This is a genomic window from Embleya sp. NPDC059213, assembly GCF_042754445.1.
Classification (GTDB): Bacteria; Actinomycetota; Actinomycetes; order Streptomycetales; family Streptomycetaceae; genus Embleya.
The window spans coordinates 16,014-41,485 of sequence record NZ_JBHZAV010000026.1 but is presented as its reverse complement, the minus strand read 5'-3'; the positions used below and the strand labels follow the sequence as shown (position 1 = coordinate 41,485).

Below are 25,472 nucleotides of genomic sequence, written 5' to 3'. Positions count from 1 at the left end.
GGGCGATCACCTCGGGACACGTGCAGACGTGCTCAGGAGGCCCCGGGAGCGAGCAGCCGGTCGGTCAGTCGCTGCACGGACACCTCGGCGGGCAACTCGTGTTCGTCGTCCGCGTAGGTGCCGTTGACCACGATCACGGCGCTGCGCCGGCCGTCCTCGGTGACCCCCATCCGGATCTTGCTGCCCTCGATGTCGCCGCCGTGTCCCCAGCGGAATCCGCCGCCGGGCAGCGGTTGGCGCATCAGTCCGAGCCCGTAGCGCACTCCCGGCATGACCTGCTCGAAGTCGGCCGGCATCGGCACGGTGTCGCACATCAGGGCGAGTTGCGCGGGCGGCAACAACCGGCCCCGCAACAGCGCGGTGAAGAAGCGGTCCAGGTCGGCATGGGTACTGATCATCTCGCCGGCGGCATCGCCCCAGGTCATGTTGCGAATGGTCGTATCCACCCAGGCGTCCCGATCCGCGAAGCGGTGATAGGAGTGCGTGTAGGGCGCACGCAGCGTCGGATCGTCGCCGGGGGCGTAGGTGTCGACCAGACCGAGCGGGCGCACCACCCGGCGATGCACCTCCTCGGCCCAGGAACGCCCGGTGGCCTGCCGGACGATCATCCCGGCCAGGACGTAATTGGTGTTCGAGTACTCCCAGTTCGGCGTCGGGTCCACCGGGTCGGCCGGCGGAAAGCTCGGCGCGAAGCGCATCGCCCCGGCGACCAGCCCGGCCGGAGTACTGCTGCGCAGCCGGTCCCGCTCGAACCCCTCGGCGGTATCCGGCAGTTCATTCGAGTAGTTGTGCAAACCGCTGGTGTGCTGGAGCAGATTCCGCACGGTCACCCGACGCCCGTCATTGCCATTGCCTGCGACGACTCCCGGCAACCACCTGTCCACCGAGTCGGCGAGCGACAACCGTCCTTCGGCGACCAGTTGCAGCACGACGGTCGCCACGAACGTCTTGGTCGCGCTGCCGATCCGCAGTTGCGCAGCACGCGGTACGGGTCGCCCGGTGCGCAGATCGGCCGGTCCGGCATACCCCTCGGCACACTCGCGCCCATCGCGGGTCACGATCGCGGCGTTCACGTAGCCGCCCTCGCCCAGCAACCACTGTGCCTCGCGGCGCAATTGCTCGCGGCCGACCGGCCCGCGCTCCGCAGCGGCGGCCGGCATCGCCACCACCACCGCCGAGCCGGTCAGCGCGACGGCCAGCGCACAACACCGACGGCGGGTCAGGAGAAACGGGCTGCCAGGGACATGGACCACGGGTGGGGACACGACGACTCCTCGACGATTCGGCAACACCGCCTCACCGTCCCGCGCAGCCCCGTCGACCAACCACCGTGCGGACACCCGAACACCCGGTCGTGCAGCCCGGTGCAAACAGGTGGGGCCAACCACACCAGGGCGGTGGTGCATTGGACCCGTCACGCACCTCGGCCCTGCACGCGCATACGTCGCGGGCCCATCTCCGACTCTTCGGAGCCGCCGGGCGCCCGATCCACTCCGGCCACCGACACCTCGTCCGACGGCCCGACCGATGGCCCTGCACCGACCACATCCTCGACGGCATCACCCAACCGTCCTTCGGTCCGCCCACGTGAACCAAGCGGGGCGCAGTGATGGAAAGCGCTCCGGGTACCCCGGCTCGGGGCAGGCCGATGACCTCGCACGAACGGGCGGAATCAATGCGCACCAAGCTGATCGGCGCGGCCGTCGCCGTGATCGTGTCGACCTCCGGGGTCGTCGCGTTCTCTCCACGTTCCCGGTGGCCGGCGATATCGGGTCGGTCTTCGTGGGGGCGGTATTAGAGTCGGGGGATGGGAGCGACTGACGAGGGGACCGTGCGGGTCGACAGTTGGGTCTGGTCGGTGCGGTTGACCAAGACTCGGTCGTTGGCTGCGGCGGCGTGCAAGGCCGGGCACGTGCGGGTCAACGGGGACAAGGTGAAGCCGGCGCAGGCGATCAAGGTCGGCGACGAGGTGCGGCTGCGTCAGGACGGGCACGAGCGGATCGTCGTGGTCAAGCGCATCGTCCGCAAGCGGGTCGGCCCGCCGGTGGCCGCCGAGTGTCTGATCGACAACAGCCCCCCGCCGCCACCGCGCGAAGAGGTCGCGGTGGCCCGGCGCGATCGTGGTGCCGGCCGGCCGACAAAGCGCGAGCGGCGGGTGTTGGAGCAGTTCCGTGAGCGCTGAGCGCTGAGCGATGAGTGCCGAGCGATGAGCGCTGAGCGATGGTGGGCCCGGCCGTCGAGCCGGGCCCACCGGGTCGGGGTCCGACGTCAGGGCTCGACCGGACCGCCCGCCGGGTTCCGCTCCGCCACCGCACGCGGCAGGGTCTCGCCGCGGAAGAACGCCGGCTGCGCGAACCGATACCCGAGCATCAGTACCGCGCCCAGGAGCAGTGCGCCGATCCCGGTCAGGAATACCCCGCCGAGCTGCCAGTGCGGCGCGAACGGCAGGGTCCAGTAGGTCGTGCCGTAGTCCTTGTCCGAATACACGATGCACGCGTCGACGAAGAAGTACGCCAGCAGCGCCCCGCCCAGGCCCGGCATGATGCCCTTGGTGACCAGGTCGCGTCGGCTGCGGGTGAGCACCCGCCGGTGGAACCAGACGCACGCGAAGCCGGTGATGCCGTAGTAGAACGCGATGGCCAGCCCGATCGAACCGATCGAGTCGGTGAGCACGTTCGTGCTGACCCGGGTGATCGCGACGTAGAAGACCACCGACGCGATGCCCATCCCGACCGTGGACCAGGTCGGCACCAGGTTCCGGTGGTGCACGCGGGCGAAGTTCTGCGGGATGGCCCGGTGTGCGGCCATCGACAGCGCGGTGCGCGCGGTCGGCAGGATCGTGGTCTGGGTGGAGGCGGCCGACGACGTGAGCACCATGAACACGAGCAGCTTGGCCATGAACCAGCCGAACCCCTCGGTGCCGAACACGCTCGATCCGAGACTGGACAGGACGTCCCCGGAGTTGTCCGGATTGGCCAGACCGTTGCCGGTGTCGCCGGCGCCCGCGAAGGACAGGGCCGAGGTGCTGATCAACAGATAGATCAGCAGCAGGAGCACGGTCGACACGACCGCGGCCCGACCCGGGGTGTGCCGGGTGTCCGCGGTCTCCTCGTTGATCGAGACGGCGGTGTCCCAGCCCCAGTAGATGAACACCGCGGCCAGGACGCCCTTGGTCAGCGCGTCGATCGAGTCGATCTCGAACGGGTTGAACCAGGACCAGCCGATGTGCACCGAGCCGTCCGGCGCGTTGCCCAGGTAGACCTTCCACAGCGCGGTCAGACCGAGGGCGATCAGCACCACGATCTCGATGGTCAGCAGCACCTTCTGGAGGTTGGCCGACAGTTCGATCCCGACGTAGCAGATCCAGGTCATCAGGATGATCCAGACGACCCCGGCGAACGTCGTCCAGAACGTGTCCTCGGCCAGGCCGTGGGCGCCGATCAGTTGGAAGCCGTACTGTCCCGCGATCTGCGCGAGGTTGGCCATCACGATGACGTCCGCGACGATGATGGCCCAGCCGCCCATCCAGCCGGTCATCGGCCCGAACGTGCGCGAACCCCACGTGAACGTGGTGCCGCAGTCCGGGGTGTCCTCGTTGAGTTCCTTGTAGCCGTAGGCGATCAGGAACATCGGGATGAAGGCCAGCACCATCACGATCGGCGATTGCAGGCCCACGCCCGCGACGATGATGCCGAGCGTCGCGGCGATGCTGTAGGCCGGTGCGGTGGAGGCGAGCCCGATCACGACGCTGGAGGCAAGGCCCAGCGCGCCGGTCTTGAGGCCCTTCTCGCCGGCTGCGCGACGCAGCGGCGGTTCGGACGGGGAGGGTCTTGCGGGGTCGATGGTGGCCATGGCGAACCGTCCTGTCCTAGACGGGTGGTTTTACACCCGTTCGACCGAAAAGGACCATCGGAAGCAGGTCATCAGATTAGACCCGCCGGTAACCCGACCGGCAGCCCCGGCGCCCGGGAAAATCAAGGAACTGATGCTCTGTCAGACGCCCCGCCCGGACAGCCCGACCGGCTCCGGCGCCGAAAGGGTCGGCGGCGCGGCCCGGTCGAGCCGGCCGCGGCCGCGGGCGCGCAACCGCGAGTCCAGTCGAGCGGCCGCCAGTCCGGCCAGCCCCAGCCCGGCGCCGACCCAGGCCACCGCCGCGTAGTCGAAGCCGGCCGCGATCACCCGGCCGCCCAGGAGCGGCCCGATGGTGATGCCGACGTTGAACGACGCGGTGTTGGTCGCCCCGGCCAGGGTCGGCGCGTCGGCGGCGATCGCGAACACCCGGGCGTTGACGGCCGGGTTGGCGGCGAATCCGGCCAGCCCGAGCAGGAAGACCAGGACCAGGGTGGCCGCGAGGTTCTCGGCGGTGAGCGCGAGCAGGACGCACACGGCCACGATCGTGCCGATGCTCGCGTACAACGTGCCGAACGGGTGCTCGTCGGCCAGTCGGCCGCCCGCGGTGATCCCGACCACCGCGCCCACGCCGTACCAGGACAACGCCAGCGGCACCCACGCCTCGCCGATGCCCGTGGTGTTGGTCAGCATCGTGCCCAGGTAGCTGAAGACCGCGACCACGGCGCCGAAGCTGAACGCGGTGGTCGCGTAGGCCACCCACAACTGTGGCCGCCGCATCGCGCGCAGTTCGGTGCGTACCGAACGCGGCGTCTCGTGGGTGGGGCGCCCGGCCGGCAGGACCATGTACACGGCCACCGTGCTGAGCGCCGTCAGTACCGCGACCGCCCAGAACGCCGCACGCCAACCGGCCCAGTTGCCGATCATCGTGCCCAGCGGCAGGCCGACCACGGTGGCCAGGGACAGTCCGCCCGCCACCACGGCCATCGCCTTGGCCTTCGCGTTCACGGCGACCAGGCCCAGCGCGGTGACGGCGGCGACCGCCCAGAAGCCCGCGTACGCGACGGCGCTCACGAAGCGGGTGGCCAGCACGAGCCAATAGCCGGGCGCCAGCGCGCCGACCACGTGGCCGAGCACGAACACGACCTGGAACGCGACCAGCGCGGTGCGGCGCGGCCATTGCAGCGTGGCGACCGCGAGCAGCGGCGCGCCGACGACCATGCCGACGGCGAAGGCGGAGATCAGCAACCCGGCGTCGGGGATGGACACGCCGAGATCGGCGGCCATCGTCTCCAGCAGCCCGGAGAGCATGAACTCCGAGGTGCCCTGGGCGAATATGCCCAGTCCGAGGATGTAGACGGCAAGGGGCATGGGGGACTCCCGAGTGTCGTGGGTGATGTGTTTTGGAATGATCAGTTCAAAACGAGCGCATGCGTGGTCGCTCCCGGCGGCGCGCGGAGTGGGTCGCCTGGGCGGGCGGGTGTTTCCGGTGGGTGTTTCCCTCCGCCTACAGCGCGCCCAGGGTCGTGTTCGCGATCGCCTCCAGGCCGGCTCGGTCCACGCCGCTGCGTGCGGCCAGGCGGATGCCCGACACCGTGCCGATCACGGCGTGCGCGAGTGCGCCGGCGTCCTTGTCCCGATCGACCTCGCCGGCCAGGCGACCGCTGTCGATGGCGGCCTTGATCGCGGCATGCCGGCGCGCGTAGTCGCGCTTGAGCAGCAGGGCCACCTCCGGATCGCGCCCGGCCAATTCGATCGCGGTGTTCACGACCAGGCAGCCGCGCCGGTCGCCGGTCTCGTCGCTCTCCTCGGCCACGATCACGGACAACAGTGCGCGGATCTTGTCGTGCACGGGCCGATCGCTCTCCAGGTTCGCGACCTGAAGCGATGTCATGTGCTCGATGTAGCTCCGCAGCGCCCGCAGGAACAGCTCGTGCTTGCTGACGAACGTGTTGTAGATGCTGCTGCGGCCGAGCCCGGTCGCGTCGCACAGGTCCTGGGTCGAGGTGGCCTCGTAGCCGGCGACCCAGAAGGCTTCGAGCGCCGCCTGGACCGCCTCGTCTTCGTCGAACTTCCGGGGTCGGGCCATGCGAGAACGCTAACAGGTTTTGTAATGGTCGGTCCAATACGGCGGATCGGCGCCTGGGGGGCGTTGCGCGGGCTCGCCGGGTCTCGGCTCCGCCGCGCGCCCGTCGGGTCTCCGCCGTACCGCGCGCCCCTCGGGTCTCCGCCGTGCCGCGCGCCGGGTGTGCGTGCCGCCCGGGCGCGCAGGCCGGTCGGGCGCCCGGCGCGCGCTAGCCGTCGGTGAGCTTGGCGCCGAGGGTGGTCGGGTCGGTGGCCGCGGCGAGCAGGCGGGTGCGGATCGCGGTGCCGGCTCGGAGGTAGGCGCTCGTGTCGTCGTGCAGCATGCTGATGCCGTTGGCGGTCTCCAGGAACGCGATCAGTTCGAAGACCAGTTGGGCCGCGTCGAGGTCGGCCGGCGCGTCGCCGTTCGTCTTGGCGGTCTCGATCTGGGCGAGCAGCAACTCGCGCCACCCCCGCCAGGCCCCCGCGATCGCGTCCCGGACCCGGCCCGGCCGGGCGTCGAACTCGGCCGAGGCGTTGAAGAAGAAGCAGCCGCCGGGGAACACCCGGTCGCGGGAGTAGGCGATCCAGCGCTCGGTCAACCGCCAGAGCCGGATCAGCCCGGCGGGCTCGGCGCGTGCGGGGGTGACCACGTGTTCGAGGTAGACGTCCACGGCCGCGGCGATCGCGGCGAGTTGCAGTTCCTCCTTCGATCCGAAGTGTGCGAACACCCCGCTCTTGCTGATCTCCAGGTCGCCCGCGAGTCGGCCGATGGACAGCCCTTCGAGGCCCTCGACGGACGCGATGTCCGCGGCGCGGCGGACGATCGCCAGTCGGGTGCGATCGCCCTTGCGGACCCGCCCATCCGTGGGGGACGCGCTCACGATCACTCCTGCCTCCGGCGGTTCGGCGGATCGGCGAATCCGCCGGACGGTCGTTCGACCGATCGCCGTCGATTATCTCCCGGTCGCCTTGACAGGCTCTCGCCCTCGGTAAATAGTACGACCGGTCGTGCAGTTTTCCAAGAAGTGCACGCTTCGACCCGGCCGGCCGTCCGCCACCGCACGACCGGCCACCACCAGCCCTCGCCCGAGGAGGCGCCCGATGACCGACCCCCGAACACCCGCCGGCACCGACCCCGCCATCGACCTCCGAGCGCTCGACGCGCAGGCGCTGGACCGCCGGGCGATCGTGATCGCGCTGGACGCGGCGCGGCTCGTCCGGCCCGATCAGTGGGAGTTGCCCACCCCGTGCGAGGGATGGAACCTGCGTGATCTGCTCGGCCACATGGTCGCGGAGAACCGCGGCTTCATCGCCGCGGCCGCCGGCGCCACGGATCTTCGGGTCTGGCGCGACGCCTCGCTCGGTGCCGACCCGTGGGTCGACTTCGCCGACTCGGCGGTGGGCGTCACGGCCGCGCTGTCCGGTCCCGAGGTGCTGGAACGGCACTTGTTCATAAGGGAGTTCGGTACCTTCCCGGGCTCGGTCGCGATCGCCATGCACTTCCTGGACAACCTCGTGCACGCCTGGGACGTCGCCCGCACGATCGGCCTGCCCGGCAACATCGACCCCGAACTCGCGCTGTGTGCCCTGGCGTTCGCCGAGCCTTGGGAGCTCGGCCGGCCCGGCATCGCCTTCGGCGGCGCGGTCGAGCCGCCGGTGGACCCGACACCGGGGGAGCGCCTCCTGGCGCTGCTCGGGCGCACGCCGCACCGGCGGTCGGCGTGAGTGCCGTCGAGGCGTCCGCGCGGATCGCCCTGCGGGCCACCGGTGCGCTGTCCACGCGAGCGGCCGGCGCCCTCGCCTACCTGCTGTTCCGGCGCCCGTTCGTCAGAGGTCGGGTGCGGCCCGGCGAGCATTCGGCGCACATGTTCGCGATCACGGAAACGATGTACGTCGGCGGCAAGCGGGTGGTCACCTACCGCTGGGGCGACGGTGCCGAGCCGGTGCTCCTGCTGCACGGCTGGTGGTCGCGCGCCTCGCGATTCGCGCCGCTCGTCGAGGAGTTGCGGGCTCGTGGGCTGACCCCGATCGCCTTCGACGCGCCGGGGCACGGGGATTCCGGCGGCACGAGTACCACCGTCCTCGAATACGCCGAGATCGCTCTCCGACTCCAGGAAAGACACGGCGACTTCCGGGCGGTGCTCGGGCATTCCTTCGGCGTGCTCGGTGCGTTCCAGGCGCTGCGCTCGGGACTGCGGGCCGACCGGGTGGTCGCGGTGGCGGGGGTGTGCGACATGGAGTACCTGCTGGACCGGTTCAGCGCCGAACTCGACCTCGACCCGAGGGTCAAGGCACGGTTGCGGGAGCAGGCGGACACGCGGCTCCTGGCCCCGGAGTCGGCCATCTGGCAGCGGTTCTCCGCGCCCTACGGAGCCGGCCCGGCGCGGGTGCCGATCCTGGTCGTGCACGACGAGGACGACACCATGGCGGTGGCCGACCAGGGCTATCGACTCGCGGCGGCCTACCCCGACCAGGCCCGGCTGTACGTCACCCGAGGGCTGGGCCACAGCCGGGTACTGGGCGACGCTGCGGTCCTCGCCGAGGTGCTCCGCTTCCTCGACGCACCTCGGCGGGAACGCGCGACGGAGTGTGTCTGAGAGCGGCCGGACGGAACGCCCGCGGTAGCCGACGGGACACCGCAGCCGCCCGACGGGACACCCCCGACGGCACCTCACCCCGGCGGATCCGGCGGCGTCACCCTGCGGACCCCGCCCGCCGCTCCGCCGGCGCACCGACCCGCGCGGGCTGCGGTGCCTCGACCCGCGCGGATCGCGGTGCCTCGACCCGCCCGGCCGACCGCCGCGGCCCGGGCCACGGGTATCGCTCCACGTTCCGCACCGGCGGCGGCACGGCGGGTGTCTCGTCGTCGACGATCCGGTGGTACCGCAGCGCGAAGTAGTTCGCGGTCGGATGGCCCGCGAGCAGCGGAGCGGCGAAACTGCCGGTGCCCTTGACCATGTCGGAGCGCGAGTTGGCCAATTGCACGTAGGTGAAGGTGCCGGCGCTGCGCCCGATCCACCCGGTGAACAGCACCACGTGGCCGTCGTCGGTGTCGTCGAGCGCGTCGCCCGGGAGCAACTCGTCCCGCTCGATCCGGTCGGTGAGCGAACGCCGGTCGAGCGAGTCGGTGTTGAAGTCGGTACTCGGCAGGTGCCAGGCCATCGCGACCAGGCCCGAACAGTCCGTGCGGTACTCGTGCGCCCCCTCCGGGTCCGCGGCCTCGGCTCCCTGGTCGTACTGGATGTCGCGGTCGTACCAGTCCTCGGCGCGCTCCAGGACCTCGGCACGGGTGATGTCCGCGCCGCGTTCGGAGGTGGTCGGCGAGTGGGCCCCGGCGGGAGCGGCGGAGGTGGTGGCCGCGGCCCGCGGCGCGGCCGACCCGCCGAGCGCGGCGGCGGCGAGGAACGAGAGGGCGAACAGGGCGCGGGTACGGCGATCCGTGCCGAAAGTGATGATTTGTCGCATGACACCAGACTTGGCCATGCCGGCACGCTCGTGGTGGATCGCAACGCGGGTCGGCCGGGCTACTTGGCCGCGCCGAGTCCGATGTCCAGGACGGCCTCGACCTCGCGGCCCCGCTCGTCCAGGAAGTGCAGTGAGCCGCCCGCGCTGTAACCGGCGCCACTGGGGACCTGAACGGTGAAGGACCTGGTGCCGTTCGCCAAGCCGCGGTCGACGGTCCGCACGGTGATCGGCGCCTTGTCGTTCTCGAACCTCGCGGTCACCGCGACCACCTTGGCCGACACCTGACCGAAGGTGATCGTCCCCAGCGATCCGACGCCCGGCCGGTACAGCGCGGTGTCGCCGACGGCGATCGAGGCGATGTTCCAGGCATGACTCGATTCCGGGGACACCCTCTGGGCGGGTTCGCACCACCGGCCGCCCCGATTGTCCAGGTGCCCGTCCAGGAACACCTCGACCACGTCGCACCCGGGCGCGTCGATCGCGGCCTGCGCGTCGCCCCGGGGGGCGCGCGCCAGCGCCCAGCGATGCCCGCCGAACTCGCCCGTTGCGATGACGTTCCGGTCGGGCGACTCGGTCACGGTTTCGGGGTGCGGGGGAATCGTGGACGAGGCCGGCGCCTCGCGTGCCGGGCCGGTCGCCCGGGTGTGCGATCCGGACAGGGATGCCGCGGTCATCGCCGAGACCGCGACCACCGCCACGACCGAGGCGGCGATCAACGCGGTACGTCGGCGCCGGGCGCGTCGACCGCGCTGCTCGATCCGGTCGATCGGTGCGACGCTCGCCGGCAACTCCTCGACCCGGGCGGCCAACTCGTCCCGCAGCCATCGCTCCTGGTCAGCCCCGGTCATCTGCGTACTCCTCGTTTCCGATGCGGATTCCGGCAAGTCCCGGATGGACACGCAGTTTGGCCAGGCCCCTGGCGGCCTGACTCTTGACCGCGCCGAGTGAACAGCCGAGGATCCGGGACACCTCCGCCTCGGGTAGATCGTCCCAGTAGCGCAGCACGATGATCGCGCGCTGCCGGGCGGGCAGATCGGCGAGCGCGGTGCGCAACATCTGCCGCTGGTCCGCCCGGACGTACGGGTCCTCGCCGATCCGCTCCGGTGGTTCGGCCCGCAGGTGCTCGGCGACCCGCCGCTTGCGGAAGCGGGACGTGTTGGTGTTCACCAGGATGCGGCGCACGTAGGCGTCCGGACTGTCCGCGCGGCGCACGCGACGCCAGTTCAGGTACGTCTTGGTCAAGGCGGTCTGGGCGACGTCCTCCGCGATGGCGTGGTCGCCGCTCAGCAGGTAGGCGGTTCGTACCAGTCCGCTCCAGCGGGATTCGACGAACGCCCGAAAATCGGCGACCTCTTCGGCTTTCACTCGCACCTCCGAACTCACAGAGCACCGACTCGACCCGGAAGGTTGCCTGGTCTCCCGAAGTTTTCCGGCCCGGATTCGCGCGACCGGGGAACGGCTCGCGGGGGTGCGTGGGCTTCGGCGACGCGGTCCGGGCGGGGCCGGCCGGGGTCGGGTCTACCCGCCCGAGGAGCCGGATCCGAGCACCGCTCGGGACGCGGTCAGGGCGATGCCCTCGATCGACGCGGGCGGAGTGCGGCCGGCCGCCAGGTGAGTCCGGATCGCCGCGTACGGGATGTCCACCAGCGCGAAGGCGACCCGCTCCAGCGCGGCCGGGGTGACCCGGCCGCAGCGGGCGCGGGTGTACGACCGCAGCGCGCTCGCCACGGCCTCGTTGAGCGTGGTCGACTCCGGGCCCAGCTCCTCGGGCCACCGCGCGATCAGGTCCTCGCGCCGATGCAGCAGCAACACCGCCGCCTCGTCCGGATGTTCACGCACCCAGGCGAACACGGCCCGAACCGCGCGGTCGGCCCCCCGATCCGGGTCGGGGTCGGCGAGCGCGGTCAGGAACGGCTGTTGGAAGCGTCGCACGGTGCGCACCCACAGGCGGGCGAGCAACAGGTCGCGCGACGCGAAGCGGTGATACACCGACCCGACCGGCGCACCCGCCTCGGCGGCCACCGCCGCGACGGTCACGGCGCCGGCGCCGGTGCGGGCGGTGACTCGCAGCACCGCGTCGAGGAAGTCGTCGTCGGTGAACCTCGGTTTGCGGCCCACGATTCCTCCGCGCTTGACACCGGCCGGCGGCCGGCGTTTTCTGGAATCAGGATTCTAGTATGGAGCAACCAATACGGCGAACGATTGGCGGTACGCACCATGCCGACCTCACCGACCTCACCGACCTCACCGACCTCACCGACCTCACCGACCTCACCGACCTCACCGACCTCACCGACCGGCTCGCCGAACCTCGTCGACGCGGCGTTGCGCATCCTGCGCTCGCATGCGTTCGGGTTCCTGGCCGGCACCGACGCGGCCGGCGCGCCGCGGGTGCGTCTGGTGCAACATCTCGCGGTCGAGGACGACGCGACGATCCGGATCGGTACGAGCCCGCGCTCGCGCAAGGCGGTCGACCTGATCGCCCGGCCGCAGGTGTGCTACTCGGTCGAGGACCGTGCGGCGGTGGCCTATGCGACGTTTTATGCCCGAGCCGAACTCGTCTGTACCGGACCGGAGTTGGTGACCCATTGGGACGAGACGCTGCGGCCGTTCTTCCCGGCCGGGCCCACCGGCGGCGACTTCGCGCTCGTGCGCCTGGTACCGCACCGAGTGGAACTGGTCGACTTCACCGCCGGCATCCATCCCGATCCGTATGGGCTGGTCGCGGCGGTGGCGCAGGTGCCGTAGCCGGGTGCCCGACCGTGCTCAGGCCGGGAAGTCGAAGGTGTAGCCCTGCCGGACCAGCCACGGCAACAACTGCTTGAGTGCGGCCAGGGTCTGCCCGCGGTCGCCGCCCGCGTCGTGCATCAGGATGATCCCGCCGGGCTTGAGCTCCTTCTCGGCGGTGGCCAGGATCTTGTCCGCGCCGGGACGTTGCCAGTCGCGCGTGTCGTCGGACCAGTCCAGCGAGCGCATGCCGCGCCCGGCCGCCATCGCGCGCACCTGCGGGGACCAGTCGCCGCCGGGTGCGCGGAACCAGTCCACCCTGGTCCCGGGGCCGGCCGCCGCGACGATCTGGTCGTGCGCGGTGGTGATCTCGTAGTCGATCCGGGACAGCGGGCGCTCGGCGATGCGCTCGTCGTGGGTGACCGAGTGGTCGCACAGCCGGTTGCCGTCCGCGACGACCTCCTTGACCAGCTTCGGATCGGCCTTCGCGTTCGGGCCCAGCATGCAGAAGGTGGCCTTCGCCCGATACTCCTTCAACAGCGCCAACACCTGTGGGGTCCACTGCGGACTCGGCCCGTCGTCGAACGTCAACGCGACGGTACGGCCGCCGCTCGCGGTCCTGCGCACCAGCGTGTCCGGCACCAGCGGCGGCGGCACCGACACCCGCGGATCGGCCGCCGTCGGTGCGTCGGACGGGGGCGGCCCGACGTCCGCGGCCCCCTCGCGTCCGCCGGGCCCGGCCGCCCGGTCGCCGGAGTCCGAGGAGCAGGCCGCGGTGCCCACCGCGAGCACGGCGGCGATCGCGAGAATGGTCGGATTACGCAGGCCACGACGGGTGTTGAGGCTAGTCACCGGTTGACTCCCAGCATGGTTCGAAAGCGAGGAAACACTTTCGAACACGCCCGCAGCCAACGAAGGGGTTCCGTCTCGGGACCCATTTTGCGGCGACTTTGTGCGTTGTCGACCATCCCCGGACGATTCGACCGGCCGCGCGGTGGGCACAGCGGCGGTCTCGCCCCGGCCGAGTCGCGGGGCGGGGGCGATCAGGCCCGGTCGAGGGCGGTGAGGGTGCCGGCCAGGTCGAGGGCTTCGGGGGCCGGACGGTTGTACGGGAGCCTGCCGAGCACGCTCGCCATGCCGCACGTGTCGGTCACGGCGGAGAAGATCAGACCGGAGCCGATCGCGCCGGCCAACAGGCGCACCTTGGGCGCGCGCCGGCCGACGGCCAGGCCGAGCACGACCAGGGTGCCGGCGGCCAGCCGGACCTGACGCTCCATCGGCCACACGTTGCGGGCATCGTTCGGGCCGTCCAGGGCATGACCGTCGGCGACCCAGGCCGAGGTGCCGCCGGTCAGGTGCGTGGCCGGGACACCGGCGGCGGACAGTTCGGCGCGAGCGCGCTCCGAGCGGGCTCCGGAGGCGCAGACGATCAGCAGCTCGGCGTTTTCGACCCGCTTGAGCACCGGTATCGCCTCGCGCAGCCGGTCCAGCGGGACGTTGTGCGCGCCGGGGATGTGGCCGGTCGCGTACTCGCCGGGGGTGCGCACGTCGAGCACGGTGAACTCGGTCAGCCGGGCGCGGACCTGCGCGGGGGCCAGGGCGGTCATGGGGATCGGGCCTTTCGACGGAGCCCGATGCCGGGAGCAGGAGGCACCGGTTCGGGGCGAATCCTGCGGTCGGGCATCGGGCGGGCTGAGCGGAGGGCTACCTACCGGTTGTGACTACCTTCGGCCAACGGAGGGATCGAGCTCGGTGTTCCGGGTCCGGCCCGGAAATCGGGATTGCTCCGGGGTCGCCTGCCGGTCCGGGGGCGCGGTTCGCGCCAGCAGCTCCGCGAGCAGCGGAGCCACCTGATCCAGTTCGATCAGGAAGCCGTCGTGGCCGTGGGGCGACTCGACCACGCGCAGCGGACCCGCACCCGGTATGCCCTCGGCGAGGGTGCGCTGCTGGCTCGGCGGGTACAGCCGGTCGCTGTCCACGGCCGCGACCACGGTCGGTGCGGTGACCCGGGCCAGGGCCGCGGCCACGCCGCCGCGATCCCGGCCCACGTCGTGGCTGTTCATCGCCTCGGTGAGGCTCACGTAGCTGCCCGCGTCGAAGCGCGCGGTCAGCTTGGCGGCGTGGTGGTCGAGGTAGGACTCCACCGCGTACCGCCCGGGCGGGTCCTCGTCGGGTTGGCGGGTCCGGCCGAAGCGGGTGGCCAGTTCGGCTTCGCTGCGATACGTGACATGCGCGATCCGCCGGGCCAGACCGAGCCCGCGCCAGGGCCCGGACTCGGCCGGCCGGTCGTGGTAGTCGCCACCGGCCCAGCCCGGATCCGCCCGGATCGCGTGCACCTGGGTCGAGCACCAGGCGATCTGCTCCGCACTCGCCGCCGCGGTGGTGGCGATCAGGAACAGCGCGCCGACCCGGTCCGGGTGCGTCACCGCCCACTCCACCGCCCGCATGCCACCCATCGACCCGCCCACCACCGCCGCCCAGCGCTCGATCCCGAGCAGCTCCGCGGTGGCCACCTCCGCCGCCACCTGATCGCGAACGGTCAACCGGGGAAAGCGACTTCCCCAGGCCCGACCGCCCGGCCCGGGAGATGCCGGGCCGGTCGTGCCCCGGCAACCACCGAGCGCGTTCGGGGCCACCACGAAGTACCGATCGGTATCCAGCGTGCGGCCCGGCCCGATCAGGCCGTCCCACCATCCCGGAGTGGGAAACCCCGGCCCGGCGGGACCGGCGACATGGCTGTCGCCGGTCAGCGCGTGCAGGACCAGGACCGCGTTGGCGCGGTCCGGGGCGAGCCGACCCCACGTCTCGTAGCCGATGTGGACCTCGGGCAGCAGCTCCCCGGACTCGGTCCACAGCGGCCGCGACAGGGTCAGCGAGCGCGGCCCCGCCGGGGCGGCGGGATCGGTGGGCGTGGCGTGCGACATGGTGACCTGCTCCGTTCGGGTTCCCGCTGCCCGCTAGGACGCCTGCGCGGCGCGGAAGCCGGCCGCCAGGTCGGCGCGCAGATCGGCCAAGCCCTCGATGCCGACGGAGAGCCGGACCAGGCCCGGGGTGACCCCGGTGGCCAGCCGTTCCGCGTCGGTGAGCTGCGCGTGCGTGGTACTGGCCGGGTGGATCACCAGGCTGCGCACGTCGCCGATGTTGGCCAGGTGGCTGAACAGCGACAGCCCGTCCACGAAGCGGCGGCCCGCCTCGACCCCGCCCTTGAGCTCGAACGCGACGATCGCGCCCGCGCCGCGCGGCAGATAGCGCTTGCCCGCGTCGTACCACCGGCTGCTCGCCAGCCCCGCGTAGTGCACGGTCTCCACCTCGTCCCGAGCCTGCAACCACGTGGCCAGCGCGCTCGCGTTCGCCACGTGCCGCTCGATCCGCAGCGACAACGTCTCCAGGCCCTGGAGCAGCAGGAAGCTGGTCAGCGGCGCGATCGCGGCGCCCACGTCGCGCAACAACTGCACCCGCAACTTGGCGGCGTACGCGCCCGGGCCCAGGTCCGGCCAGTAGCGCAGACCGTTGTAGCTCGCGTCCGGCTCGGTGAAGCCCGGGAAGCGGTCCGGGTACGCGCCGAAGTCGAAGGTGCCGCCGTCCACCACGATCCCGCCGATCGCGGTGCCGTGTCCGCCGAGGAACTTGGTCGCCGAGTGCACCACCACGTCCGCGCCGTGCTCCAACGGGCGCAGCAGGTACGGCGTGGGCACCGTGTTGTCCACCACGAGCGGCAGGCCCGCCGTGTGCGCGAGATCGGCGACCGCCGACACGTCGAGGACGTTGCCGCGCGGGTTGCCCAGCGTCTCGGCGAACAGCAGCCTGGTCTCCGGCCGGATCGCCGCGCGCCACGCGTCGAGGTCGTCCGGATCGTCGACGAAGGTGACCTCGATACCCAGCTTGGGCAGCGTCCAGTGGAACAGGTTGTACGTGCCGCCGTACAACGACGAACTGGACACGATGTGGTCGCCGGCGCCCGCGAGGTTGAGCACCGCCAGCGTGGTCGCGGCCTGCCCGGACGCGGTCGCCACCGCCGCCACGCCGCCTTCGAGCGCGGCCACGCGCTGCTCCAGCGCGTCGGTCGTGGGGTTGTGGATCCGGGTGTAGATGTGTCCTTCCTCGGACAGGTCGAACAGCCCGGCGGCGTGCGCGGTGTCCTTGAAGACGAACGACGTGGTCTGGTAGATCGGCACCGCACGGGCCCCGGTGGTCGGGTCGGGCGAGGTGCCGGCGTGCACCTGCCGGGTCTCGAAGGACCACGCCGCGGGGTCGTCGGCAAGCCCGGTCTCGATCGTGGGCGGCGCGTCGGTTGCTTCGAGGGTCATCGGGAAACTCCTTGCGGGGTAAGGGAGTCGACGTGGTCGAGCGGGTTGTGGCGGATGGCGGGAGAGGCCACCCGGATGCGGCGACGAGCAGGGTCGCGCGACGGACGGCCACGGGGTCGAAGGCGCGGGTCGCCGCGGTCTCGGCCGCCCTGCGGGCGTGACGGTGCCCACGACCCGATCGGCGACGGGTGGTCGACGCGGTCGCCGTCGCGCGAAGCGCGGTTGATCGAGTCGGCGGGTCAGCACCCGGACTCACACACCGCGCGAACCTCGGAGACCGAAGCGGTCACCCGGGTTCAGTGGCACATTCGACACGCCATGCTGGTCACGCGCACGAGATCCACGTGGCGGCGACTGACGAGCATGGGGCTGGGCATGGCCGCGAGTCTAGGCGGCCAGACCGGAATTGCGCCACGGGGTAGTTCGAAGCGGATGGGAAAGGCCGGGCCGGAAGCCGGCTGGACCGATGCGCCTTCCGCGTGCTTTCATCACCGCCATGACTTCGCGTCAGGTCGCTTCCGTGCTGCTCGACCCCTTCTGGGTGGGTCGACGAGCCGACCATTTCGACCAGACCTGTCGCTGAACCCCGCCGTCGTGCGGCCTCCCGCCGCCGAATGAGCACAGGCTGCCCACCCCGTAGACGCTCGTCGGTCCGGTGTGCCCGGACCCCGGCTGTACCGAGGACCCAGTCATGGCAACCAGCGCACCGCCCACCCTCCCCGTGATCGACATCTCCCGATTCCGCGACCCGACCGCCAACCGGGCCGACTTCCTGGCCGAACTGCGGCACGCCGCACGCGAGATCGGCTTCTTCCAGGTGGTCGGCCATGGTGTCGACCGGGAGCTGCGTGCCCGCGCCCTGGCGGTCTCCCGGCGCTTCTTCGCGCTGCCCGAGGCGGACCGGCTCGCGATCGAGAACGTCAACTCGCCGCAGTTTCGCGGCTACACCCGCACCGGCACCGAGTACACCCGAGGCGGCCCGGACTGGCGCGAGCAACTCGACATCGGCCCGGAGCGCGCGGCGCTCACCCTCGGCCCGGACGACCCCGCCTACCTGCGGCTGATCGGGCCCAACCAGTGGCCGGCCGCGCTGCCCGAGCTGCGCGAGACGGTGCTCGCGTGGCAGGACGAGGCGCTGCGGGTCGGTCGCGAGGTGTTGCGCGCGCTGGCTTCGGCGCTGGGTCAGGACCCCGGCTACTTCGACGAGTGGTTCGACGCGGAGGCCGCGGTGCACGTCAAGGTCGTGCACTACCCGGGACGGCCGAGCGCCGACGTGGACCAGGGCGTGGGCGCGCACAAGGACTACGGCTACCTCGCGCTGCTGCAGCAGGACGACGTGGGCGGCCTCCAGGTCCGGGCTCGGGACGGTTCGTGGATCGACGTCGCGCCGCTGCCGGACGCGTTCGTGTTCAACATCGGCGAGATGTTGGAGATCGCCACGCGCGGCTACCTGCGCGCCACGCAGCACCGGGTGATCGCCCCACCACCCGGCGTCGACCGCTACTCGCTGCCCTTCTTCCTCGGTCCACGCCTGGACGCGGTCGTCGAACCGCTCACCCTGCCCCCCGAGTTGGCCGCCGCCGCCGACGGCATCACCGAGGACCCCGACAACCCCCTCCACCCCACCTACGGCGAAAACGCGCTGACCGGCTGGCTGCGCTCCCACCCACGAGTGGTCGCCCGCTGGTGGCCGGACCACCTCCCGCCGGAAGCGACCGGCCGGGTCGCGGCGGGTGAGGCCGAGTAGCCCGGCCGGCGTTCGAGGCCACCTCGGCCGGAGGGCGGATGATTCCGGCCCGGCCGGCGCTTGAGGCCGAAATAGGCCCGGCCGGCTTCGAGGCCGGCCGGGCCGGAGGCCGAGACAACCCCGTCACCCCTCCGTGCTTGAGGCCACCGCCCGGGGGTACCAGCGAAGCTCCCGGGCCGGGCCGTCGGCCCGAACGCCTCCGGGAGGGACCATGACCGCCGATGAAGACGAACTCGTAGTCGTCGAACTCCACGTCAACGGCGAAGCCCGACTGCTCCGCATCGACCCCCGCGTCACCCTCTTGGACGCGCTGCGTGCCCACCTCGACCTGACCGGCCCCAAGAAGGGCTGCGACCTCGGCCAGTGCGGCGCCTGCACCGTGCTCGTCGACGGCCGCCGGATCACCTCGTGCCTGACCTTCGCCGTCATGTACGAAGGCCGCGAGGTGACCACCGTCGAGGGCCTGGGCGGCGACCCCGAAGGGGACCTGCACCCGGTGCAACAGGCGTTCGTCGACCACGACGCGTTCCAGTGCGGGTTCTGTACGCCGGGCCAGATCGTCTCCGCCGTCGCGCTCCTGGCCGAGGAGCACGCGGGCGACGACGACGAGATCCGCGAGTGGATGAGCGGCAACCTGTGTCGGTGCGCCGCATACCCCAACATCGTCGCGGCGATCGCCGCCGCGGCCGGACGGTAGGCCCCGATGCGCTCCTTCACGTACACCCGTCCGGCCGAACCCGAGCGACCCTGGGCCGAACTCGACCCGGACGCGATGTACATCGCCGGCGGCACCAACCTGGTCGACCTGATGAAGTGCGGCGTCGCCGCCCCGGCCCGCCTCGTCGACATCGGCCGACTCCCGCTCGCGGACATCGCGGTGGACGCGGCCGCGGACACACTCCGGATCGGCGCCCTGGTACCCAACAGCGACCTCGCGGCGCATCCGGTGGTCCGCGAGCGCCTGCCGGTACTCTCCCGCGCCCTCCTGGCCGGCGCCTCCCCGCAGTTGCGCAACCTGGCCACGCTCGGCGGGAACCTGATGCAGCGCACCCGGTGCGGCTACTTCCGCGACCTCGCGATGCCGTGCAACAAGCGTGTCCCCGGCTCCGGGTGTGCCGCGCTGGACGGCGAACACCGCGGTCACGCGGTGCTCGGCACGAGCAGTCGGTGCATCGCCACCCACCCCTCCGACCTCGCGGTCGCGCTGGTGGCCCTGGCGGCACGGGTGTTCATCGATGGGCCGAACGGCCCCCGCGTCGAGCCGATCGAGGCGTTCCACCTGCCACCGGGGGACACCCCCGAGCGGGAGACCACGCTGGGCCACGGCGAGTTGATCACCGCGGTGGAGGTCCCGCTGACCGCGCTCGGCGCGAACTCGCACTACCTCAAGGTGCGCGAGCGGGCCTCGTTCGCGTTCGCGATGTGTTCGGCGGCGGTCGCACTGGAACTGCGAGAGGGCACGGTACGGGCCGCGCGGATCGCGCTCGGCGGCGTGGCGACCACGCCGTGGCGGGCGTACGCGGCCGAGGCGGCACTGGTCGGCCTGCCGCCGAGCACCGCCGCGTTCGCCCGGGCGGGGGACGCCGCCACGGACGGCGCCGTGCCGGGCCGGGACAACGGCCACAAGGTCGAACTGATCCGCCGCGTCGTCGCCCGCGCCCTGGGCACCCTGGTGGGCCCAGGCGGCGTCGAAGGCTTCGGTACCGCAGCAGGGGAGCAGCGATGAGCCCGAACGCCGGCCCGTGGATCGGCGCCGCCGAACCCCGCATGGACGGCCCGGTCAAGGTCACCGGCACCGCGATCTACACCGGCGACGTGGCACTGCCCGATCTCGCGCACGCGGTGCTGGTGCAGAGCACGATCGCCAAGGGCCGGATCACCGGGATGGACATCGCCGCCGCCGAGACCGCCCCCGGCGTGCTCGCGGTCTGCCCCTCCGACGGGTCGTTGGGCCTGGGTCGGGTCGCCTCGTACTACTCGGCCGACAACGGCCCGATGGGCGACGGCCGCTCCCCGCTGTCCGACGCGGTGATCCACCACCACGGCCAACACATCGCGATGGTCGTGGCGGAGACGCTCGAACAGGCGGTGGCCGGCGCCGAGCGCATCCGCACCCACTACCACCGGGAACCGCCGCTGGTCCGGATCGAGGACGCCATCCCGCAGACCCCGCCGGGCCGCGAGGACATCGTCCGGGGCGATCTCACCACCGGACTCGCGGTGGCCGACGTGACGGTGGAGGCGTACTACCGGACGCCGCCGCAACACATGAACCCGATGGAGCCGTGCACCACGACCGCGCACTGGGTGGGCGACCGGCTCACGGTGTACGACTCGACGCAGTACGTGAACGGGGTGCGGGACGCGTTGGCGACCGCGTTCGGGGTGCCGACGGCGCAGGTGCGGGTGTTGTCCGGCTTCGTCGGCGGGGGCTTCGGCAGCAAGGGCACGGTCTGGCCGCACGTGCTGCTGGCCGCCGCCGCGGCGCGCCTGGTTCGTCGGCCGGTGCGGCTCGCGCTCACCCGGCCGCAGATGTTCACCTCGTGCGGCACTCGGCCGGCGACGCGGCAGCGCATCGTGCTCGGCGCGCATCGCGACGGTCGGCTGACCGCGATCGGGCACGACGGCACGTCGGCCTGCTCGTTCGGGGAGAACGTGGTCGAGTCGACCGGTGGATCGACCTCGATCCTGTACGCCTGCCCGAATGTGAGCATCCGTCAGCGGATCGCGCGAGTGGACATGCAGGCGCCGACCTTCCAGCGGGCTCCGGGCCGGGCTCCGGGATCCTTCGCGCTGGAGTCGGCCCTCGACGAGCTGGCCCACGAACTGCACCTGGATCCGGTCGAGTTGCGGCTGCGCAACCACGCGGACACCGACCCGTCGTCGGGGCTGCCGTGGTCGGGCAAACACCTGCGGGAGTGCTACCGCGCGGGCGCCGAGCGGTTCGGCTGGGATCCGGGCGACCGCGCCCCCGGTACCCGTCGCGAGGGCGACCTGCTGATCGGCAGCGGAATGGCGTCCGCGACCCACGAGATGGACCCCGGCCCGGCCTCGGCGTACGCCGAACTGCGGGTCGACGGCACGGCCGTGATCGGCGTCGCGTCGCACGACATCGGCACCGGGACGTACACCGTGCTCGGCCAGATCGCCGCGGACGTGCTCGGTCTGCCGCCGGAACGGATCATCGTCCGGCTCGGCGACAGCGAACTGCCGGACGCGCCGCCCTCGATCGGCTCGCAGACCGTCGCCTACGTGGGCCCGGCGATCCGGCGCGCGTGCGAGGCGGTCCGCGACGACCTGCTCGCGACGGCCGTCGCCGACCCCGAATCGCCGCTGTACCGCCGGGAGATCGGCACGATCGAGTTCGGCCCGCAGACGTTCGTCGCCGAACTGGCCCGGATCGGCGAGCCGTCCGTGTCGGGGGTCGGCCATCACCGACCCGATGCCAACTCGCGGTACGCGGTGCATTCCTTCGGCGCGCAGTTCGCCGAGGTCGCGGTGGACGCGCTCACCGGTACGGTCCGGGTGCGGCGGATGGTCGGCGCGTTCGACATCGGCCGGGTGATCAACCCGCGTACCGCGCGCAGCCAACTGCTCGGCGGGATGACCTTCGGCCTGGCCCAGGCGCTGATGGAGGCGACCGTGCTCGACCCGCTTCGCGGGCACGTGGTCGAGCCGCATCTGGCGGGCTACCACCTGCCGGTCAACGCCGACATCGGCTCGATGGACGTGCTTTTCGTCGGCGATCCGGACCCGCACATCAGCGACCTCGGCGCCCGCGGCGCGGGTGAGATCGGCGTGGTCGGCGCGGCGGCGGCGATCGCCAACGCGGTCTTCCACGCGACCGGGGTGCGGGTGCGTACGCTGCCGATCACACCGGATCGGGTGGTGACCGGCTCAGCCGTCGGCCCTTAGGGCGGTGTCGGACGGAGCGGGCTGCCCGGTCGGCGTCCGCTCCTCGGCCGCGGTCGTGCCGTCCGGTGTCGCGACCGGCAGGGTGAAGGTGATCCGGGTGCCGGTGGTGTGCTCGGGATCCAGCGCGATCGTGCCGCCGTGGAACTCGACGATCTTCTTGCACATGGCCAGACCCATGCCGCTGCCCGGATACGCGTCGCGGGTGTGCAGCCGCTGGAAGATCACGAAGATCCGCTCCGCCTGGGCCGGATCGATGCCGATGCCGTCGTCGGTCACCGAGATCCGCCACATCCCCTCGTGCTGCTCCGCGTCGACCACGACCCGCACCGGCCGGTCCGGCCTGCGGAACTTCACCGCGTTGGCGATCAGGTTCTGTAGGACCACCGACAACTGGGTGCGGTCGCCGCGCACGGTGGGCAGCGAGGTGTGGGCGACCTCGGCGCCGGCCTCGCGGATCGCGATGTCCAGATCGCCGACCACCGTCTCGTACACGGCGTTCAGGTCCACGGGGGTCTCCTCCACCGGTCCGCGGCCGACCCGGGAGAAGGTGAGCAGGTCGTCGATCAGGGCCTGCATCCGGACCGCGCCGTCCACCGCGAAGGCGATGTAGCGGTCGGCGCGTTCGTCCAAGTGGCCCTGGTACCGCTTCTCCAGGAGCCGGCAGAAACTGGCCACCTTGCGCAGCGGCTCCTGGAGGTCGTGCGAGGCGACGTAGGCGAACTGTTCCAGGTCGGAGTTCGAGCGGCGCAACTCGTCGGCCTGCTCGTCCAGGCGCCGTCGGGCGTCGTCGGAGAAGGCCAACTCGTCGGCGAGCCGGTGTCGCATCGCCTCCATCGCGTCGGCCAGCGCCCGCAGATCGGCCGGTCCGGTGGGGGCGATCGCATGCCCGAAGTCGCCTCGGGCCACCACGTTCGCATCGGCCACCAGTCGGCTCACCGGCAGCGTGACGCCGCGGCGCAGGCCCGCGAACACCATGATCGCGCCCGCCAGGATCACCAGCGCGATCGCGCCGAACACCCACGTTCGCAACGCGCGGACGTCCTGGAGGCCCGCCCGGGCGGCGTCGCGTTCGTGCCGGAGGCGGTCCACCTGGTCGCGGGTCGCCGCGCGTAGCGCCGCATAGGGGGAGGGGTCCGTGACGGCCGCGCGGACCTCCGCCGGCGGCGGTGTCCCGGGCTCGACGTTCAGGGCCGGGCGCACCACCCGGGCCTCCCAGGCCCGGGCGCGCTCCAGCACCACCCGCAGCCGGGCGGTCCCGGCGTCGTCGTCGCGCAACAACTCGTGGAGTACGGCGACCTGTTCGCGCTCGGTCTCGTGGCCGGCCGAATACCCCGTCCGGAGCGCTGCGTTGCCGGACAGGATCTGCTCCCGGATGGCGGCGTCCTGGTCGGCGTACGCGGTCTCCAGGCGCACCGCGGCGATCAGCGCGGGTGAACTGTGGTCGACCAGGCGCCCGTTGACCGAGGTCGAGCGGGTGAGTACCCAGGTACCCAGCAGCATGAGCAGGGTCAGTACGACCAGCGTCGTGGCCACGCCCACGAGCAACCACCGTCGGGTGTCCCACGTCCGCCGACGCACGAGGTCGCGCGTCGACCACCCCGATCGCGGATCGGCTTCGATCGCTTGCTCCACCACACCGTCCCCATCGTCACGAACCCGCAGCCGCGCCGGCCGTGAGCCCGGACATCGTACGAGGACCGATACCTGCCCGGATCGCGGATTCTTGCACCCGATCGGGGCGGTGGATCACACGCCGGTCGTGCGGGGCCGGATCGGCGATCAGGCGCCGGTGGTGGAGCCCGGACGGACGATCATCAGCACCGTCACGGTGGCCCAGAGCAGGTTGAAGACGCCGGTGGACATGGCCAGTCGCGCCGTGGCGCGGTGTGCGGCCGAGGGCGGGGCGGGCGCCGCGTCGACCGCGGACGTGGCGGCTATCGGTGCGGGCGCGGCCTCGGCCGTGCCCACGGCGGCGAGCAGCGCGTCCTGGCGGGGCAGTACGACCAGGGCCAGGAGCGCCGCGGCGAGCCCGGTCAGCACGATCGAGACGATCAGCCAGGTGTCGCCGAGCACGTCCATGTTCAGCGCGACGCCCAGGCCGAAGACCGGCACCACGACGCCGAAGACGGCGTAGATCCGGCAGATCCGGTGCAGGTTGTGCACGATCGCGTGGGCGCGTTGGTCGTGCGGATCCGCGAGCGCGTGCCTGGCGGCGGGCGGGAACATGCTCGCGGCGACCGTGACGGGTCCGATCGCGATGATTGCGGCGAGCACATGGACGGCGAGAAGGAACTTGGTCACGGACCGAGGCTAGGAGCGCCGGCGGGGCCGAACGAGTGGCAATAGTGACACTCTTGCGCGGATTCTCGCCAAGCCGATTCCGCCGGCATACGCGGGTTTGGCGGGAATCGGGTGCACACCTAGATTATTGCCATGCATACCGTCGCCATTCTGGCCCTCGACGGCGTCATGGGCTTCGATCTGACCACGCCGATCCAGGTGTTCGGACGCACCCTGTTGCCGGACGGGCGGGCCGCCTATCGGGTCCGGGTCTGCGCGGTCGAGGCGGGCACCGACGTCGACGCCGGCGAGTTCACGATGCGCGCGCCGTGGGGGCTGGCCGAGTTGGCCGAGGCGGACACCATCATCTGTCCAGGTCGGGCCGACCCGAGCATGCCCACGCCCACGGCCGCGATCGCCGCGCTGCGCGTGGCGGCGGCGCGCGGCACCCGGATCGCGTCGATCTGCGTGGGCGCGTTCGTGCTCGCCGAGGCCGGTCTCCTGGACGGACTGCGGGCCACCACGCACTGGCTCGGCACGGCCACGCTGGCCGAGCGATATCCCGAGGTCGCGGTCGACCCGGACGTGCTCTACATCGACAACGGCTCGATCCTGACCTCGGCCGGTGCCGCCGCCGGCCTGGACCTGTGCCTGTACATGATCCGCCTCGATCACGGCTCGGCGGTCGCCGCGAACAGCGCTCGCGACGCCGTCATGCCGCTCGAACGCGCGGGCGGACAGGCCCAGTTCATCGTGCACGAACCGCCCGCCCCGGACGGCGCGAGCCTGGAGCCGCTGCTCGCCTGGCTGCGTGCGCACAGCGACCGCGAACTACTCCTGGACGATATCGCCGCGCACGCCGGGATGAGCGCCCGCAGCCTGAACCGGCACTTTCGCGAACAGACCGGCACCACTCCGCTGCAATGGCTGCACCGGGTCCGGATCAGCCGAGCCCAGCACCTGCTGGAAACCACCGCCCACTCGGTGGACCGGATCGCCGCGCAGACCGGCTTCGGCTCGCCCACCGCCTTCCGTGACCGCTTCAAACGGGTCACCGGAACCACCCCACAGTCCTACCGCCGGGCCTTCCGCAGCCGCGACGACTGATCGCCGGG

Annotated in this window: 25 protein-coding genes; 9 read left to right on the top strand and 16 right to left on the bottom strand. The window is 71.9% G+C overall.

Going from position 1 to position 25,472, the window contains the following annotated elements; translation table 11 throughout:
- Positions 1 to 32: 32 nt before the first annotated feature.
- A complete protein-coding gene (locus tag ACFXMF_RS13165; protein ID WP_379988643.1) occupies positions 33 to 1,160 on the bottom strand; it encodes a serine hydrolase domain-containing protein in 1,128 nt (375 codons plus the stop codon).
- Between the two features lie 647 nt (positions 1,161 to 1,807).
- On the opposite strand from ACFXMF_RS13165, the gene ACFXMF_RS13160 reads away from it, so the two are divergent.
- Entirely contained in the window at positions 1,808 to 2,182 is a 375-nt protein-coding gene (locus ACFXMF_RS13160) for an RNA-binding S4 domain-containing protein (protein ID WP_360320651.1), read from the top strand.
- A gap of 86 nt (positions 2,183 to 2,268) precedes the next feature.
- Here ACFXMF_RS13160 and ACFXMF_RS13155 read toward each other — a convergent pair whose 3' ends face one another.
- From ACFXMF_RS13155 to ACFXMF_RS13140, 4 genes are all read right to left on the bottom strand, one after another.
- The gene (locus tag ACFXMF_RS13155) at positions 2,269 to 3,852 is read right to left on the bottom strand and encodes an APC family permease (RefSeq protein WP_360320648.1); all 1,584 of its coding nucleotides are present in this window, start codon (positions 3,850 to 3,852) and stop codon (positions 2,269 to 2,271) included.
- 141 nt (positions 3,853 to 3,993) lie between these two features.
- Positions 3,994 to 5,220: a Cmx/CmrA family chloramphenicol efflux MFS transporter gene (locus tag ACFXMF_RS13150; protein ID WP_379988639.1), complete on the bottom strand. Its 1,227-nt coding sequence runs from the start codon at positions 5,218 to 5,220 to the stop codon at positions 3,994 to 3,996.
- Positions 5,221 to 5,356: 136 nt separating this feature from the next.
- The gene (locus tag ACFXMF_RS13145) at positions 5,357 to 5,938 is read right to left on the bottom strand and encodes a TetR/AcrR family transcriptional regulator (RefSeq protein ID WP_360320643.1); all 582 of its coding nucleotides are present in this window, start codon (positions 5,936 to 5,938) and stop codon (positions 5,357 to 5,359) included.
- Positions 5,939 to 6,143: 205 nt separating this feature from the next.
- Complete coding sequence (locus ACFXMF_RS13140; RefSeq protein WP_360324079.1) at positions 6,144 to 6,797, bottom strand: TetR/AcrR family transcriptional regulator; 654 nt, start codon at positions 6,795 to 6,797, stop codon at positions 6,144 to 6,146.
- Positions 6,798 to 7,017: 220 nt separating this feature from the next.
- Between ACFXMF_RS13140 and ACFXMF_RS13135 the strand changes: the two genes are divergently transcribed.
- Entirely contained in the window at positions 7,018 to 7,641 is a 624-nt protein-coding gene (locus ACFXMF_RS13135) for a TIGR03086 family metal-binding protein (protein ID WP_360324081.1), read from the top strand.
- Positions 7,638 to 8,513 (top strand): alpha/beta hydrolase, encoded by an 876-nt coding sequence (locus tag ACFXMF_RS13130; protein WP_360324083.1) that lies wholly within the window; start codon positions 7,638 to 7,640, stop codon positions 8,511 to 8,513. Before ACFXMF_RS13135 ends, ACFXMF_RS13130 begins: the two co-directional genes overlap by 4 nt.
- 97 nt (positions 8,514 to 8,610) lie before the next feature.
- On the opposite strand, the gene ACFXMF_RS13125 is transcribed toward ACFXMF_RS13130, so the two are convergent.
- From ACFXMF_RS13125 to ACFXMF_RS13110, 4 genes are all read right to left on the bottom strand, one after another.
- Entirely contained in the window at positions 8,611 to 9,381 is a 771-nt protein-coding gene (locus ACFXMF_RS13125; protein WP_360324085.1) for a hypothetical protein, read from the bottom strand.
- A 59-nt stretch (positions 9,382 to 9,440) separates the two neighbouring features.
- On the bottom strand, positions 9,441 to 10,229 hold the full coding sequence (locus tag ACFXMF_RS13120; protein WP_360324087.1) for a hypothetical protein: 789 nt from the start codon (positions 10,227 to 10,229) through the stop codon (positions 9,441 to 9,443).
- Positions 10,216 to 10,746, bottom strand: a complete 531-nt coding sequence (locus ACFXMF_RS13115) for a SigE family RNA polymerase sigma factor (RefSeq protein ID WP_360324089.1) — start codon at positions 10,744 to 10,746, stop codon at positions 10,216 to 10,218. The genes ACFXMF_RS13120 and ACFXMF_RS13115 overlap by 14 nt, the downstream gene beginning before the upstream one ends.
- A 153-nt stretch (positions 10,747 to 10,899) precedes the next feature.
- Entirely contained in the window at positions 10,900 to 11,499 is a 600-nt protein-coding gene (locus ACFXMF_RS13110; RefSeq protein WP_360324091.1) for a TetR/AcrR family transcriptional regulator, read from the bottom strand.
- A gap of 99 nt (positions 11,500 to 11,598) precedes the next feature.
- On the opposite strand from ACFXMF_RS13110, the gene ACFXMF_RS13105 reads away from it, so the two are divergent.
- Positions 11,599 to 12,129: a pyridoxamine 5'-phosphate oxidase family protein gene (locus ACFXMF_RS13105; protein WP_379988640.1), complete on the top strand. Its 531-nt coding sequence runs from the start codon at positions 11,599 to 11,601 to the stop codon at positions 12,127 to 12,129.
- A gap of 18 nt (positions 12,130 to 12,147) precedes the next feature.
- On the opposite strand, the gene ACFXMF_RS13100 is transcribed toward ACFXMF_RS13105, so the two are convergent.
- The 5 genes from ACFXMF_RS13100 to ACFXMF_RS13080 all read right to left on the bottom strand — a co-directional run bounded on the left by ACFXMF_RS13100 (position 12,148) and on the right by ACFXMF_RS13080 (position 16,792).
- Entirely contained in the window at positions 12,148 to 12,960 is an 813-nt protein-coding gene (locus ACFXMF_RS13100; protein ID WP_360324095.1) for a polysaccharide deacetylase family protein, read from the bottom strand.
- A 191-nt stretch (positions 12,961 to 13,151) separates the two neighbouring features.
- Positions 13,152 to 13,715, bottom strand: coding sequence for a rhodanese-like domain-containing protein (locus tag ACFXMF_RS13095; RefSeq protein WP_360324097.1), 564 nt, complete (start codon positions 13,713 to 13,715; stop codon positions 13,152 to 13,154).
- A 114-nt stretch (positions 13,716 to 13,829) separates the two neighbouring features.
- Entirely contained in the window at positions 13,830 to 15,032 is a 1,203-nt protein-coding gene (locus ACFXMF_RS13090) for a homoserine O-acetyltransferase (RefSeq protein WP_360324099.1), read from the bottom strand.
- Positions 15,033 to 15,065: 33 nt separating this feature from the next.
- Positions 15,066 to 16,415, bottom strand: coding sequence for a bifunctional o-acetylhomoserine/o-acetylserine sulfhydrylase (locus ACFXMF_RS13085; RefSeq protein WP_360324101.1), 1,350 nt, complete (start codon positions 16,413 to 16,415; stop codon positions 15,066 to 15,068).
- Positions 16,416 to 16,711: 296 nt separating this feature from the next.
- Positions 16,712 to 16,792, bottom strand: coding sequence for a putative leader peptide (locus ACFXMF_RS13080; protein WP_360324125.1), 81 nt, complete (start codon positions 16,790 to 16,792; stop codon positions 16,712 to 16,714).
- Between the two features lie 314 nt (positions 16,793 to 17,106).
- Here ACFXMF_RS13080 and ACFXMF_RS13075 point away from each other — a divergent pair, with 314 nt between their 5' ends.
- From ACFXMF_RS13075 to ACFXMF_RS13060, 4 genes are all read left to right on the top strand, one after another.
- Positions 17,107 to 18,162 carry a 2-oxoglutarate and iron-dependent oxygenase domain-containing protein gene (locus ACFXMF_RS13075; protein ID WP_360324103.1) on the top strand — a complete coding sequence of 352 codons (1,056 nt, stop codon included), beginning with the start codon at positions 17,107 to 17,109 and terminating at the stop codon, positions 18,160 to 18,162.
- A 211-nt stretch (positions 18,163 to 18,373) separates the two neighbouring features.
- Positions 18,374 to 18,859: a (2Fe-2S)-binding protein gene (locus ACFXMF_RS13070; protein WP_360324105.1), complete on the top strand. Its 486-nt coding sequence runs from the start codon at positions 18,374 to 18,376 to the stop codon at positions 18,857 to 18,859.
- A 6-nt stretch (positions 18,860 to 18,865) separates the two neighbouring features.
- Positions 18,866 to 19,888, top strand: coding sequence for an FAD binding domain-containing protein (locus ACFXMF_RS13065; protein ID WP_379990802.1), 1,023 nt, complete (start codon positions 18,866 to 18,868; stop codon positions 19,886 to 19,888).
- Complete coding sequence (locus tag ACFXMF_RS13060; protein ID WP_379990801.1) at positions 19,885 to 22,077, top strand: xanthine dehydrogenase family protein molybdopterin-binding subunit; 2,193 nt, start codon at positions 19,885 to 19,887, stop codon at positions 22,075 to 22,077. The genes ACFXMF_RS13065 and ACFXMF_RS13060 overlap by 4 nt, the downstream gene beginning before the upstream one ends.
- On the opposite strand, the gene ACFXMF_RS13055 is transcribed toward ACFXMF_RS13060, so the two are convergent.
- Positions 22,060 to 23,616 (bottom strand): ATP-binding protein, encoded by a 1,557-nt coding sequence (locus ACFXMF_RS13055; RefSeq protein ID WP_379990800.1) that lies wholly within the window; start codon positions 23,614 to 23,616, stop codon positions 22,060 to 22,062. The two genes, ACFXMF_RS13060 and ACFXMF_RS13055, sit on opposite strands and share 18 nt — an antisense overlap.
- A gap of 240 nt (positions 23,617 to 23,856) precedes the next feature.
- Complete coding sequence (locus ACFXMF_RS13050; RefSeq protein ID WP_379990799.1) at positions 23,857 to 24,378, bottom strand: protease; 522 nt, start codon at positions 24,376 to 24,378, stop codon at positions 23,857 to 23,859.
- Positions 24,379 to 24,510: 132 nt separating this feature from the next.
- Here ACFXMF_RS13050 and ACFXMF_RS13045 point away from each other — a divergent pair, with 132 nt between their 5' ends.
- The gene (locus ACFXMF_RS13045) at positions 24,511 to 25,464 is read left to right on the top strand and encodes a GlxA family transcriptional regulator (protein ID WP_379990798.1); all 954 of its coding nucleotides are present in this window, start codon (positions 24,511 to 24,513) and stop codon (positions 25,462 to 25,464) included.
- Positions 25,465 to 25,472 lie beyond the last annotated feature (8 nt).